This is a genomic window from Hyunsoonleella pacifica (assembly GCF_004310335.1).
GTDB lineage: Bacteria > Bacteroidota > Bacteroidia > Flavobacteriales > Flavobacteriaceae > Jejuia > Jejuia pacifica.
On record NZ_SIRS01000004.1, the window covers coordinates 225,755 to 239,897 of the forward strand.

At 31.8% G+C, this 14,143-nt stretch carries 13 protein-coding genes; 9 read left to right on the plus strand and 4 right to left on the minus strand.

Annotated features, from left to right (window positions below; all coding sequences use genetic code 11):
* Positions 1–90 precede the first annotated feature (90 nt).
* Together EYD46_RS10230 and EYD46_RS10235 are read left to right on the plus strand one after the other, a co-directional pair.
* A complete protein-coding gene (locus EYD46_RS10230; protein WP_130936989.1) occupies positions 91–861 on the plus strand; it encodes a class I SAM-dependent methyltransferase in 771 nt (256 codons plus the stop codon).
* 62 nt (positions 862–923) lie between these two features.
* Positions 924–2,363, plus strand: a complete 1,440-nt coding sequence (locus EYD46_RS10235; protein WP_130936990.1) for an SLC13 family permease — start codon at positions 924–926, stop codon at positions 2,361–2,363.
* 8 nt (positions 2,364–2,371) lie between these two features.
* On the opposite strand, the gene EYD46_RS10240 is transcribed toward EYD46_RS10235, so the two are convergent.
* Both EYD46_RS10240 and EYD46_RS10245 read right to left on the minus strand, forming a co-directional pair.
* Complete coding sequence (locus EYD46_RS10240; protein ID WP_130936991.1) at positions 2,372–3,379, minus strand: FAD:protein FMN transferase; 1,008 nt, start codon at positions 3,377–3,379, stop codon at positions 2,372–2,374.
* Positions 3,380–3,757 (minus strand): Na(+)-translocating NADH-quinone reductase subunit F, encoded by a 378-nt coding sequence (locus tag EYD46_RS10245; RefSeq protein ID WP_130936993.1) that lies wholly within the window; start codon positions 3,755–3,757, stop codon positions 3,380–3,382.
* A gap of 97 nt (positions 3,758–3,854) precedes the next feature.
* Here EYD46_RS10245 and EYD46_RS10250 point away from each other — a divergent pair, with 97 nt between their 5' ends.
* The 6 genes from EYD46_RS10250 (at position 3,855) to EYD46_RS10275 (ending at position 11,344) form a co-directional block, all read left to right on the plus strand.
* Positions 3,855–5,015: a hypothetical protein gene (locus EYD46_RS10250; protein WP_130936995.1), complete on the plus strand. Its 1,161-nt coding sequence runs from the start codon at positions 3,855–3,857 to the stop codon at positions 5,013–5,015.
* A 65-nt stretch (positions 5,016–5,080) separates the two neighbouring features.
* The gene (locus EYD46_RS10255) at positions 5,081–5,875 is read left to right on the plus strand and encodes a hypothetical protein (protein ID WP_130936997.1); all 795 of its coding nucleotides are present in this window, start codon (positions 5,081–5,083) and stop codon (positions 5,873–5,875) included.
* A gap of 17 nt (positions 5,876–5,892) precedes the next feature.
* Entirely contained in the window at positions 5,893–6,948 is a 1,056-nt protein-coding gene (locus tag EYD46_RS10260) for a Kelch repeat-containing protein (RefSeq protein ID WP_130936999.1), read from the plus strand.
* Between the two features lie 102 nt (positions 6,949–7,050).
* On the plus strand, positions 7,051–7,617 hold the full coding sequence (locus EYD46_RS10265) for an RNA polymerase sigma factor (protein ID WP_130937001.1): 567 nt from the start codon (positions 7,051–7,053) through the stop codon (positions 7,615–7,617).
* A gap of 5 nt (positions 7,618–7,622) precedes the next feature.
* A complete protein-coding gene (locus tag EYD46_RS10270; protein ID WP_130937003.1) occupies positions 7,623–8,363 on the plus strand; it encodes a tetratricopeptide repeat protein in 741 nt (246 codons plus the stop codon).
* Positions 8,364–8,485: 122 nt separating this feature from the next.
* Positions 8,486–11,344, plus strand: a complete 2,859-nt coding sequence (locus tag EYD46_RS10275; protein WP_165454371.1) for a CHAT domain-containing protein — start codon at positions 8,486–8,488, stop codon at positions 11,342–11,344.
* Here the strand turns inward: EYD46_RS10275 and EYD46_RS10280 are convergent.
* Entirely contained in the window at positions 11,337–12,206 is an 870-nt protein-coding gene (locus EYD46_RS10280) for a DUF4846 domain-containing protein (protein ID WP_130937007.1), read from the minus strand. The genes EYD46_RS10275 and EYD46_RS10280 overlap by 8 nt on opposite strands.
* Before the next feature lie 109 nt (positions 12,207–12,315).
* Here EYD46_RS10280 and EYD46_RS10285 point away from each other — a divergent pair, with 109 nt between their 5' ends.
* A complete protein-coding gene (locus EYD46_RS10285) occupies positions 12,316–12,765 on the plus strand; it encodes a Na(+)-translocating NADH-quinone reductase subunit F (RefSeq protein ID WP_130937008.1) in 450 nt (149 codons plus the stop codon).
* A 67-nt stretch (positions 12,766–12,832) separates the two neighbouring features.
* On the opposite strand, the gene nqrF is transcribed toward EYD46_RS10285, so the two are convergent.
* Positions 12,833–14,140, minus strand: a complete 1,308-nt coding sequence (gene nqrF, locus EYD46_RS10290; protein ID WP_130937386.1) for an NADH:ubiquinone reductase (Na(+)-transporting) subunit F — start codon at positions 14,138–14,140, stop codon at positions 12,833–12,835.
* Positions 14,141–14,143: the final 3 nt, after the last annotated feature.

Genomic DNA, 14,143 nt, shown 5'->3' on the forward strand with positions numbered 1-14,143 from the left:
CTACCTAACACTCTATCTAGTTCAAAAGCATTAGCAGATTAATCAGTTATTAATTAATTTTTACCTAATCAGGAAGATTCAATAGTCTCGTTGAAAAAACTTTTCAAAACCATACTAAATATAGTTCCAAGACCCTTATTAATAAGGTTAAGTTATATTATACGTCCGATTTTAGCCTTTTTTTTAAGAGGAGATAACTATACTGACCCTATAGATAGTAAAAGTTTTAAAACATTTCTACCCTATGGCTATGGAGAACAACGCAATAACGTACTATCTCCTTCTACCCTATCTTTAGAACGCCACCGCTTACTTTGGTTATATCTAAAAAACGAAACTAACTTCTTCTCCGAAAAATTAAAAGTATTACACTTTGCTCCAGAACAAGCGTTTTATAAGCGTTTTAAAAAGATGAATAATCTAGACTACGTTACCACAGATTTAAACTCACCTTTAGCAGATGTAAAAGCAGATATTTGTAACTTACCTTTTGATGAAAATGAATTTGATGTGATTTTATGCAATCATGTATTAGAACACATTCCTGACGACACAAAAGCCATACAAGAACTATATCGTGTTATGAAACCAAATGGTTGGGGTGTATTTCAAATTCCGCAAGATTTAAATAGGGTAACAACTTTTGAGGATAACACCATTACTGATAAAAAAGAGCGTGCTAAAATTTTTGGACAATATGATCATGTTCGCGTTTATGGGAGAGATTTTTTCAACAAACTTCATTCACTCGGTTTTAAAGTTGATGAAGTAATTTACTCAAAAACACTGTCAAAAGATCTTGTAGAGAGATACCGTTTAGCAGAAGAAGAAATTATCCCAGTTGTTTCTAAACCAGCTTAAATTCTTGAAATTCAAAAAATAGTATCTTAATCAACTAAAATTCCAATAGATACTAATTACTTATGGCGAATAATTCTTTATCTAAACGTATAGGGCTCTTTATAGGTCCACTTCTTTTTTTTATTTTATATTTTTTGCCTTTTCAATTTATTTCAAACAAAGGAGATTTGGTTTTAGCTACTGCACTTTGGATGATTGTTTGGTGGATTACTGAAGCTGTTTCAATATCGGTTACGGCACTTTTACCTATACTGCTATTTCCCTTACTAAATATAATGCCGTTACCAGATGTTGGTGCTAATTACGGAAGCCCAATTATATTTTTATTTTTTGGTGGATTTGTACTAGCCTTGGCCCTAGAAAAAGTAAATCTGCATAAAAGAATTGCACTTAATATTATTAAAAAAACTGGTACCTCTCCAAATAAAGTTATTCTTGGTTTTATGATCGCTACTGCTTTTATGAGTATGTGGATAAGCAATACGGCTAGCACAGTGGTTATGTTACCAATTGCTCTATCAGTAATAAAACTACTAACTAATGATAATGACGGCTTTACAAAAAAAGACAGAAATTTTGCATTAAGTGTTATGTTAGGCATTGCTTTTTCTGCAAATGCAGGAGGCATTTCTACTATTATTGGAACACCTCCAAACTCTGTATTAGTAGGGTTATTAGAAAATGAATATAAAATTGAAATCTCCTTTTTAAAATGGATGCTTTTAGGCCTACCGTTTTCAATTATACTTATTACTATTATTTATTTCGTTTTAGTTAAATGGTTGTTTCCAAATACTGGATTAAATTTTAATACATCCAACACAATTATCAATAACGAACTTCAAAAACTAGGAAAGGTATCTCCAAAAGAAAAACAGGTTTTAATAGTGTTTGTCCTAATGGTTTTTCTTTGGATTTTTAGAAGTACCATAAACACATTGCTACCTCAGCTACTATTATCTGATACAACTATAAGTATTGCTGGAGCAATAGCACTATTTGCTATTCCTCATAACATAAAAAAAGGCGATTTTATTTTAAAATGGGAAGACACAAAACATTTGGCTTGGGGCATACTAATTCTTTTTGGTGGTGGTTTAGCGTTAGCAAAAGGAATGTCAGCAACAGGTATTGTAGCAATTGTAGCAGATACTATAGCAAATGCAGATATTAGCATTATCTTAATAGCAACTTTACTAATTATACTTATGCTTTTTATGACGGAATTAATGAGTAACGTTGCTTTAGTTGCTGTATTAGCACCTGTTGTGGCTGGTATAGCAATTGGTTTAGAACTACCTATACTGTATCTATTAATACCAGTAACCATGGCTAGTAGCTGTGCTTTCATGCTTCCAATGGCTACACCTCCAAATGCCATAGTATTTGCAAGTGGTTACGTTAAAGTACATGAAATGGCTAAAGTGGGTATAATAATCAATCTTATCGCTGTTGTTTTACTAATAGGAGTTTTTAAATTTTTTGTTCCTTTAATCTTTTAGTAAAACCATTAACCCTCTGGAAACCCGTTTAATGCTAAAGTCTCTAGTTCATTAGCCTTGTTTTCAAAAATTAAAAACACCTTTAATTCAGGGTAAGATTTTAAAAAAGTAGTTACACCATCAATACCCATAGCTTGAAAAGCAGTAGCATAACCATCAGCAGTCATACAATCTTTTGCTATTACAGAGACACTCAAAATATTAGTTTTTGAAGGATATCCTGTTTTAGTATCAATAATATGTGCAAATCTATTTCCGTTTTCATCTACTTTAAACTTACGGTAAGTCCCAGATGTAGCCATAGCTTCGTCTTTTAAGCTTATCGCCTTAAAAACAGTTTGCCCTCCATCAAATCTAGGTTCATCTAAACCAACTCGCCAAGGTTTATGTTTCTCTTTATTCTTACCTTTTACTCTAAGCTCGCCACCTATTTCAACCAAGTAGTTATTGATATTTTTACTTTCTAAAAATTCACTAATTGCATCAACCCCATACCCTTTTGCAATGGCATTAAATTCTAAATAGGTATTGGGGAGCTTTACAACTTTACTCTCCTCTAATTTTACGTTATCAAACCCAACATACTCCATTAATCCATCAATAGTCGTGCTATCAGTTAAAAACTTGTTTTCCTCCGCTCCAAAACTCCAAGCATTTACAACATCTCCAATTGTAGGGTCAAAAACACCTTGAGTCGCTTTGTATATCATTTTTGAAGCTGAAAATACATTTTTAAAATGTTGATCTACCTCAACTAGTTCATTTCTGTTTAATTTAGAAATATCTGAATTTGGTATGTATGTTGACAATGATGCATTAATTGCAGCAAACAAGCTATCAAACTGAATGATATAATTTACTTCATCATCATAAATAATGCTATAACTGGTCCCAAAAACAGTACCAGAAAGTGACGTGTTTTTTTCTAAGTTATCATCTTTTTTTGAAACATCCTGCTTACATGAAAAAACGAGGAAAGGCAACAGTGCAATGCATAAAACTAGTACTTTTTTCATCTAATTTAAGTTTGATTCTATATATTGAATGCCATTATATTCTATTAAGTAATCTTTATTGAGATAAACAGGTAAATCTTTACCATCTGGATTACCTAAACCAACCCCTGCATAAAGCACTTTTGCGTCTTTCTCAAAAGCATGCTTTTTAAAAGATTCCATCCACACAATATCATAATTATTAGGATTCTCAGGTAAAAGAACGGCACGTACTATTACAAAATAATATTGACTGTTTTTATCAATACAGACAAATTGTGGATGTTTTTTAAGTTGACTATTTATTGCAATAAACTCAAAACCACGCTGCTCTAAATCCTTACCAACATGGTTCATCGCCAAATTGTGAAGCTCTTGTTTTGATAAGGGTTTATTCATGTCACAAAAATACTAAAAGTAAATAGTATGATGACATTTTTAAACACTTTCGATGCATTATTAAATTTTTAGTATTCACCCTATTAAAGACCTTATTATGAAAACCGCATTGTATTTATTAACCACATTTACCCTTCTGCTTTTTTCTTGTGGACAAAACAGAACAAGCTCTAATGAGTTTGCTGATTTTGATTATGATACTGAAGCTTTTCTAGAACAAGATATAACACCTGATGAATTTAAAGACTCCAAATACAAACATACCGCAAACGAAAGCAGTAAATTAAAAGGGTATAAAGTAATGAGCAAACAATTTAATATGCCTGTTGGGATAATGCCAATTCCAATAAATTGGGAAATACTAAACAATAACAAGGAAGGTATCCTATTCCAATCAAAAGACAACGTAAAAGTTTATAAGGAACGATTTATCTCCTATTTCTTTTCAAACAATCAACAACTAAACTACATGAACCAACAAAGTGGCAGACCTGTAGCACCACCCAAAAATATTAATCAAATTATACAAGAGGATATAGTTCCCAATGTTAAGGCTCAAGGGTTAAAATTAGTAAACCAGTTTGCTTTACCAAAATTGGCACAATTTGATAAACATTTTGACAGCTATTTGTTTAAAGGCATACCTGAAAACAAACAATTTCAATGTGTTGCAACAGAATGGATAAATAACAAAGGAGAAAAGTCTATAGGTATAATTCGTTATTTCACTAATCAATATACAACCATAGGAGGTATGGATTGGGGGTATACTTTAAATATTATGGAAGCTCCAGCAAACATCTATGAAAACGCTAAAAAGTATTTTATAAACTCCTTGGTTAACTTTCAAATAAACCCTCAATGGGTGCAAACATCCAATAGTTATTACTCACAAAAATCAAGACAAAGTACTGCTAATCATCAAAAGCGTATGGCTGCAATCAATGCACAAGGACAAACCATAAGAAATATTGGTAATACGTACAGCTCAATTTCAGACAGTAATTTTGAGAGTTGGAAACGCAGGAATGATATGAACAGCGCAGGTCATTCAAATTCAATAAATAATGGTATTTGGGAACGCACAACTGTATCTAACCCAAATTCTGGACAACAGTACTATGTTGAAGGACAAAACAATTATTATTGGATGAATCAAAATAATGAATATGTAGAAACTGACAATTCGCTCTACAACCCCAATATTGATAATTCTATGAACAATCAAAATTGGACACAATATAATATTGAGAACTAAAATGATGACATTTTTAAGTTACTCCGATGTATTTATAAACCAAGATTAATTAAAAGATAGCATTTATGAAAGCATTTAAGTTATATAGCTTCTTAGCCATTATTATTCTATTATCGTCATGTAGTTCAAATGACGATAATGATAACAACAATGCAAATAGCTTAGCAGGATTTACAACAAGGGATAACTGTCCCGAACTCCCAATTGGACCAACATCCGCATATTGGGAATATGCTAAAGGTAATCCTATCCCTTTAAATCAATTACCTGTACTCCAAAATCCTCAAGCTGCGTTTTCCTATGCTCATAGTAATAGAAATCTCCCTCCATTAACCTTAACACCTCCACAAGGTTACCAAGCTATTGACTACATAAACCCAAACACAAACCCTTTTGGAGTTAATATGATTAGAAACGATGGTGCTGTAGTATGGAGATATGTACCTATTTCAACATATCCTGTTAATTTTTCAGACTCAAATATTTTAGATACCGAGGTAAATAATGTTACAAGTGCTTTTGGTTTCAATGGAAACTACAATGTACTTTGTGAGGCAACTCCAATAGTATTTAGTGAAAATGGTATCACAAGAATTTTTAGAGCTAGAATGATAGAGTTCAATAATACAATCGCGCTCATCTGGATTGCGGCTACCTATGTTGAAAGCTTATTTACTGTAAGTGTAGCATCATCGGTATCTGCAGGTCCAAGTAACGAATATGCTAGCCTAGTTATGGATATATTCTTACCAATGAGTTTTCAATTATATCCATCAGGTAGTAGTCCATTATCCGATAGAGATAATGATGGCACACCAGATATTTTTGATCCTGAACCAGATAATCCTAATGTAAAATAAAATCTACTCTTATAATTATGAAAGCAAATAATCATTTTAACACCCTTTTTATAACTCTTTTAGTTATCTCATTTTTTACAATTAGCTGTAGCCAAAATGATGATAGTGAAAAGATAGAACAGGACACAACTGGCCTAAATGTGTACGTAGCAGGTATAAAATCCATAGACGAATTAACATCAGTAGCTGAATTATGGGTAAATAATTCCCCAAGAAATATAGCTAAAAGTAACGGCACTGGAACTGCCAGTTCTGTATTTGTTGATGGTAATGACGTGTATGTTACTGGGCACGAATCTAACGGTTCACTTAATATCGCTACTGTTTGGAAAAATGGCACAGCAACAACACTTACAGATGGCAGTAAAAACTCTACATCTGCATCAATCTTTGTAGATAACGGCGACGTTTATGTTGCTGGCGATGAAATAGAAAATATAGGGTTTAATGCTAGGGTATGGAAAAACGGCATTGCAACCGATTTATCGGATGGTTTTCAATCCAGAGCAACTTCTGTTTTTGTATCAGGAGGCAATGTTTATGCTTCAGGTTGGCAATACATACAGTCGGAATTTAGAGCTGTAGTTTGGAAAAATGGTATCGCAACACAACTTACTGATGGAACTAAGTTTGCAACAGCTAATTCAGTATATGTAGATGGCGACGATGTTTATGTTGGAGGTTCAGAGTATAACAATGCTACAGACAAAATATTAATTGCTAAAATTTGGAAAAACGGGGTACCTATAGATCTAACAGATGGGACAAATAGTGCTTTAGTTGAAGCTGTTTTAATTTCAGGAAATGATGTATACGCTGTTGGTATGGAAAATCTGGGTAATCAATCTGAAGACGCTGCTGCCATGTGGAAAAACGGAGTTATAACATATTTAACTGATGGCAATAATTACGCAAGAGCACATTCAATTTTCGTACATGAAGATGATGTCTACATAGCGGGTACAGAAAGAGGAGAAAACAACGAAGCTGCAACAATTTGGAAAAACGGTATTGCTACAAACTTAACCGATGGTAAAAATTTTGCCAGAGCACTTTCGGTTTTTGTTAAATAATAAAAATAAAACATGAAGTTAATAATCGAAATAATAGTCATTTAATAGTTTAGTATTTGCAACAAAATGAAATAATTGTATATTTCCTGTAGCTATTATTTCATGGGGAAAAAAATACACTTATTAAGTCAGTCTCAACTAGTTGATGCAATCAAAGAAAATGATGCTAAAATTCTGAAAGAACTATATACATCTAACTATCCTAAAGTTGAAGCTTTAGTTTTAAAAAATAGTGGTTCTTCAGCACACGCAAAAGATGTTTATCAAGAGGCATTTATTACAGTTTGGACACATGTAAAACAAAATAAATTTACACCTCAAAATGATAGTGCCTTACAAGGTTATCTGTACAGGATTTGTAAAAACAAATGGACAGATGTTCTAAGATCTAAATCCTTTAGAGACGTTAAACCATTGAATACTGATACTATAAAAGTAGTGAAAGCAGAAGAAACACATAACAACCTAGAGGACAAAAAGTTAAAATTAACTATGACAGCTTTTGAAAACTTAGGACAGCCATGTAAGCAGCTACTAAAAACATTTTATTTTGAAAAGAAATCATTAAAAGAAATCTCAAAAGAATTGAATATAGAAGAAAACACAGCACGCAATAAAAAATATAGGTGCATGCAAAAATTAAGAGCTGTGGTTTTAGCCTCAAAATAGCAAAATTGAAAGAAAAGAACAACATATCAGAAGAATTATTAGAAACGATAGAGCGGTATCTAAATGGCACTTTAAATGCTCAAGAACTAAAGGACTTTAATAGACTCTTAGATATTGATGAAGATTTTAAGACTCAAGTTGAAGATGTTCGTGCTATGCTATTTGGCATAGAAGCACAATCTTTAAAAGAACAATTAGACGAATTTCATGATGAAATCCCTAAAACAAATACGGAAGATATCTCAAAACAAAAAATTCGTTTCTTAAGATACAGTAAAATTGCAGCAGCAGCAGCTATTATTATTGCTGTAGGAAGTATTTGGTTTTTTAGTGGAGAACCTAATGAAAAACTATACGCCAAATATTTTAAACCAGATCCTGGTTTACCCACTACTATGAGTAGCACTAATAATTTCGAGTTTTATGATGCTATGGTAAGCTATAAACATGGCGATTATAAAATTGCCATTGATAAATGGACATTATTAAATAAACAAAAACCTGAAAACGATACTTTAAATTACTTTTTAGGCGTTGCTTATTTAGCAACAAAAAATACAGAAGAAGCCATACCTTACTTGGAACGTGCAAGTGAAGCCGATGATAATTTTGAGTTTTTAAATGAAGCCTATTTCTACTTGGGACTTGCTTATATAAAAGAAGGTAATCTTGAACTTGCAAAAGAGAATTTAAGTTTAAGTGATATAGAAACAAGTAAAACTGTATTAGAAGAACTAGGCAAATAGTCTTTTTATGTATCAATTAAACAAGAAGAAAGATAATATCTAGTAATAATATTCTACAGTACTTATGATAACTGTAGTAAAGAGTCTCTAAAAGACATAAAACTTATAGCTTCATAATGTTTATGAAACACATCAGAGTCATATTAGTCTTTATTTCTATTTTATGCATTTTACCAATTGAAGCGCAATCGCTTAAAAATGATACCTTTTCAATAAAATACAATTCTGCTGACAGTCTTTATAAAACAAGAGCTTATAAAAGCTCTGAAGTTATACTCCATAAACTCATAAAGTTATTTGACGACAACAATCAAAACCAAATAGATTTAAAATATAAGTCTTACAACCTTTTGGGTTTGGTAAATGTTAAACTCCAAAAACTAGATAGCTCCAATTACTATCTCAATAAGTCTCTAAATTATATTGAAAACCCCATATTTAAAGATGAAGATAAAAATTATAATTTAGGGTTAACAAAAAATGCTATAGCATTGAATTTTTTCAATACAGGCCAAGTAGATAGTTCAATTTCTACACTACATGAAGCCATAAAACACCTTCACGATTATACTTCAAAAATAGAAGATGAAGAGAAAAAATTAAAGGCTATTAAAAAAAGGTTAGCTTGTATTGATAATCTAGCTGGTTTTTATAGAGGTGTTGGAGATAATGAGCGTGCTATAAGTTTAGCAACGTACTCCTACAAGAAAAAACAGAAAATTTTACCTGAAGATGATACAGCTCTCATCATTTCGCAATTAATCCTGGGGCATCTTCATCTTATTGCCAGAAATTATAATAAAGCAGGAAATATTATTGACCAAGGTATTAAGAATATTAATAGAATTCCTTTTGCAAAAAGTTATGCTTATCTAGTTAGAGCTTCAATTTATGAGAACATTAAAGACTTTGAAAACGCAAAAAAATTTTATGAGATGTGTGAAGACGCGTATAGAGAAAATTTTAATGGTGTTTACTCAGGCTCGTTTTTAGATGGACTAGTAGAAATGTCTAATTTTTACACAAAGGTTGGCATGAATGAAAAGGCTTTATCTTTAGCAAAAGAAGGCTATAATTTTACGCAGCTAGACACATATAAAAATGAATTATTAGCCTATTACCAAGTACAAAATTTAGCAAATATTTACTTTGGCATAAAAGATTATAAAAATGCTATAAAGCTTAGCAATGAAGCGCTTTCCTTTTTTGACAGAGGACACTTAAAGATAAATAGCTTACTAGATTCTATTCAAAACGAAACAAGAAAACCAATATCGCTTTTAATTAAATCTAAATCAGAATATTTGTCAAAAAAGCAACATACTGTTTATAGCTTAGATAGTATTTTAAAACAAACAAAAAAAGCGCTGAATATCTTAGAAAAAAAGAGAACTATTATAAAAACCCCTTCAGACCTTGAAACCCTTCTTTTTGAAAATAACGAGCTGATAGATTTTAGAAAACAATTACTTCTAGACTTATATAATAAAACTAAAAGTGAGGACTATTTAACCAAACTTATCAGCCTTCACGAATCAAATCTATATAACAGAATCAGATCTAGATTAAATCTTAAAAAGGTTAGTTTTTCAAACATTCCTAAATCTATAATTACACGGGAGCAGTTTTTAAAAAATGAAATGATTAATGCTTTAAATGCAACAAATACCACTATTGAATCATTTTTCGAAGCAAATCATCAATGGGATACATTCTTAGACTCATTGAAACATAAGTATCCTAAGTATTATAAAATGCGTTATGCTACCTTGGAAGAACCAATAGATAATCTTCAAAAAAACATTCCACAAAACACATCTTTGGTTAGGTATCTTTACATAAGAGACACATTATATACTGCTGTAATAACTAAAACTGACAAAAAACTATTTAAACTAGAAACTAAAAATTTAAAGGAGCATATTTCTGTACTCTCCAATGATATCTTAGATATAAAAACAACAGCTAGTACATTACATAAACTTTATGACTATTTATGGAAACCTATTGCACCGGAAATTACAACTAAAAGTGTAGTGGTTATACCCGATGGGGACTTATTTAACCTAAGTTTTGAAAGTTTAACAAGCTCAAAAATCTCTTCATTTAAAGAGCTTACTACTAAGAGCTTACTTTCTAAACACATTATTTCATACAACTATAGTCTTTTACTCATAGAACCGTCTAAAACTATTATTAATTATCCTAAAGATTTTATTGCATTCGCACCAGAATTCAATGAAAATATGAAAAAAAAATATAGTGTATCAATTAGCGACTCTCTTTCTGTGGATAAAACATATTTAAGCCTTCTACCTCAGCCATTCAGCGTAGATCTAGCCAAAGAGTATTCACGTTTATTTGATGGCGATTATTTTATAAATGAAAATGCCTCAAAGCAAATTTTTAAAGATGAAGCTAACGAGCATAAAATAATCCATATTGGTACTCATGCTGAGTCTAATAATGTTTCTCCAGAACTATCTCGTTTAATCTTTGCAAAAAATAGTGAAAATGATGATAACTCGCTTTACACTTATGAAATTTACAATGAAAACTTAAACTCTAATTTAGCTATTTTAACAGCCTGTGAAACAGGGAAACCTACCTACCAAGCTGGAGAAGGTATGATATCATTAGCACACGCTTTTAATTATGCAGGGAGTGAGAGTATTTTAACAAGTCTTTGGAAGATTGATGAAAAATCAAGTTCAGAAATTATTGAGTTTTTCTTTGATAATATCAAAAAAGGAATACCTAAGGATGAAGCTTTACAACTAGCAAAACTTAATTATTTATCGCAAGCAGAAGGTAGAACAATAGCACCTAATTATTGGGCAGGTTTGGTTCTTATAGGAGACACTACTCCAATACATTTACAATCTTCAAAAAATTTAATATGGTATTTTGTAGTAGCTGTATTGCTTGTTCTAATATCTTACTTAATCTTAAAGAGAAGAAAAACAAAACATACTACTTAAACCTTACAAACTTAGAATTGTAGAATGTATAGTTAGACACAGGTATAACAGCATCTTTTTCTAAATGATACCAAGGTGAGAAACGGGTGTCTTCTAGATTTTTAACTAAATGCACACTTTGCGCAGGAGTATTACCTTGAAACAATAAATATATTTTGTCTCCCCTCGCATTCACAGCCTCATCACATATCATAACAATATGTCCTGGAGATCCACCTTTAATAAGCATATCGCCTAACTTTATATTTTTAACGTTATTAATTTTAGGAAGTTCGTTGTATAAGGACAACGTACCAGAATACATATAGATGAGATTAAGATATTTATAAAAATTGGCTTTAGAAGAATTCGCTGATGTAGTTTTCTGAAACATTACTTTATTTCCATTAATTTTTGGTCTAAAGCCTTCAGCGTATTTTTTCCAAGAGCAATAATGACCGCTTGTGAAATTAAATCCTATCTCATCTTTTCTATTATTATCCCACAAATATTCACTTCGTATTCTAATTAATGCATCTGCACATTGTTGTAATCCGTTTTTAGGCACTGGAATATCTAAAACTCCAATATGTCCGCGTTGCCAAAAGTATTCAGTATCATCATAATTAATAATTTTAGTCCCAAATGGTTTTAACTCATAGTTTCTCAAATACTCTTGAAACGAACCCTTTGGATAAGAGACCCTTGTGTATCCTTTTGGTAGATTTACTCTAGACTTAATCGTTAAACTGTCCTTATCTAAAAGATCAGTAGACACATTAGATACAAACGCAGTAGTAACTATATTCTGATGAGGAATAATCAAAATAAATAATGTGATAAGAACAACAATAAAACCTGCAAAAAATAAAATTTTCTTCATATTTAAACAACGCTGCAGAGCTTTTCTTCGTATAGGCATAGTTAAAATTTAAGAGTAATTTTACATCTATAATTGATAATTTTAGTAATTTAATGTCAAAATTGTTTTTATGGAAACTTCGCCTCGTTTAGAATCTGCAATAAAAAAATTATATACTGCATTTCATAACAATACCTTAAATCCTGAATGTTGTCAACAATGTGCAGTAGGTAATATTTTAGACAATAGAGATAGCTGGAAGCACCTTTCAGATCGCCATGGCAGTTTAGTATTAAATTACGTTGGTAAAGTTCATCAAACTTTAGGCAGAACATTTAATGGCTATACCCCTCTTGAATTGCTTCAAATTGAACATGCTTTTTTAAGTACATGTGGCTTTCAAGTCCCCTTACACCATGGAAACACTAAACCTAAAGATCCAACTGATAAAGATGTGTTGTTTGAAGGTTTGTGTGCTGTAATAAGTTATTTGTGTGAATTAGAGGGCGTAGAAAATATTATGAATTACACTAAATTATTTGAAGTAGAAAACGATAAGCCAAAATACATGTTTTCTTAAAACCTGTTTTTTCGACAAAAAAAACCAACTCTAATTGAGTTGGTTTTTTATTATCATAAATTGAAGATTATCCTCCAAAGTCATCAAATCGAATATGCTCATCTGGGATACCGAAATCTTCTCCCATTTTTTGAACCGCTTTATTCATTAAAGGAGGTCCACAGAAATACAATTCTATATCTTCTGGCGACTCATGCTTGCTTAAATAGTTATCTATTACACAATTGTGAATAAACCCAACAAAACCGTCTCCAGGAGCATCTAAATCTTCTTTTACTTTCCAATTATCTTCTTCTAAAGGTTCAGATAAAGCTAAATAGAATTTAAAGTTAGGGAAGTTCTTTTCTAAGTCGTAGAAATGATCTAAGTAGAACAATTCACGTTTAGAACGTCCTCCATACCAATACGTTACTTTTCTTCCTGTCTCTAAGGTTTTAAATAAGTGATATAAGTGAGAACGCATTGGTGCCATACCTGCTCCACCTCCTACATAAAGCATTTCGCTTTCAGATTCATTGATAAAGAATTCTCCATAAGGTCCGGAAATAGTTACTTTATCTCCAGGTTTTTGAGCGAAAATATAAGATGATGCTACTCCAGGATTTACATCCATCCATCCGTTTTTAGCGCGATCCCATGGCGGAGTTGCAATACGTACATTTAACATAATATCCCGCCCTTCTGCTGGGTAAGAAGCCATAGAATAAGCTCTCTCAACTATCTCATCATTTTTCATCACTAAAGGCCATAACCCAAACTTATCCCACTCAGCTTGAAACTTATCTGGAGTTTCATGCTCTTCTGGATGTGCCGTAATGTCAATATCTGCATATTTAATTTCACACTGTGGTATTTCTATTTGAATATATCCACCTGCTTTGTAATTCATATCTTCTGGAATTCTTACTACAAATTCCTTAATAAAAGAAGCTACGTTGTAATTACGCACAACTTCAGCTTCCCATTTTTTAATACCAAATACTTCCTCAGGAATTGTGATATCCATGTCTTGCTTCACTTTAACCTGACATGCTAAACGTGCTCCGTGTTGCAATTCTTTTCTTGAAAAATGAGGTGTTTCTGTAGGTAGAGCTTCTCCACCTCCAGAATTTACATGACATTCACATTGAATACAAGTTCCACCACCACCACAAGCAGATGGTAAAAATATTTTATTTCCTCCTAGTGTAGATAATAATGTACCACCAGAAGCTACTTCAATTTCCTTCTCTCCATTTATCGTAATTTTTACTGGACCTGAAGGTGATAATTTTTGTTTTACAAAAAGTAATAAGCTTACTAGCAGTAATGTAATTAATAAAAATGCTGCGACCGTAGCTATAACTGTACCTGTTGTTCCTGCTGCTAAAATCATCAT

Bases quoted from the DNA above. Each gene is read 5' to 3' on its own strand.
- EYD46_RS10255 (WP_130936997.1), top strand. From the start codon at position 5,081: ATGAAAGCATTTAAGTTATATAGCTTCTTAGCCATTATTATTCTATTA.
- EYD46_RS10240 (WP_130936991.1), bottom strand. From the start codon at position 3,379: ATGAAAAAAGTACTAGTTTTATGCATTGCACTGTTGCCTTTCCTCGTT.
- EYD46_RS10235 (WP_130936990.1), top strand. From the start codon at position 924: ATGGCGAATAATTCTTTATCTAAACGTATAGGGCTCTTTATAGGTCCA.
- EYD46_RS10265 (WP_130937001.1), top strand. From the start codon at position 7,051: ATGGGGAAAAAAATACACTTATTAAGTCAGTCTCAACTAGTTGATGCA.
- EYD46_RS10280 (WP_130937007.1), bottom strand. From the start codon at position 12,206: ATGAAGAAAATTTTATTTTTTGCAGGTTTTATTGTTGTTCTTATCACA.
- nqrF (WP_130937386.1), bottom strand. From the start codon at position 14,140: ATGATTTTAGCAGCAGGAACAACAGGTACAGTTATAGCTACGGTCGCA.
- EYD46_RS10275 (WP_165454371.1), top strand. From the start codon at position 8,486: ATGAAACACATCAGAGTCATATTAGTCTTTATTTCTATTTTATGCATT.
- EYD46_RS10260 (WP_130936999.1), top strand. From the start codon at position 5,893: ATGAAAGCAAATAATCATTTTAACACCCTTTTTATAACTCTTTTAGTT.
- EYD46_RS10250 (WP_130936995.1), top strand. From the start codon at position 3,855: ATGAAAACCGCATTGTATTTATTAACCACATTTACCCTTCTGCTTTTT.
- EYD46_RS10245 (WP_130936993.1), bottom strand. From the start codon at position 3,757: ATGAATAAACCCTTATCAAAACAAGAGCTTCACAATTTGGCGATGAAC.
- EYD46_RS10285 (WP_130937008.1), top strand. From the start codon at position 12,316: ATGGAAACTTCGCCTCGTTTAGAATCTGCAATAAAAAAATTATATACT.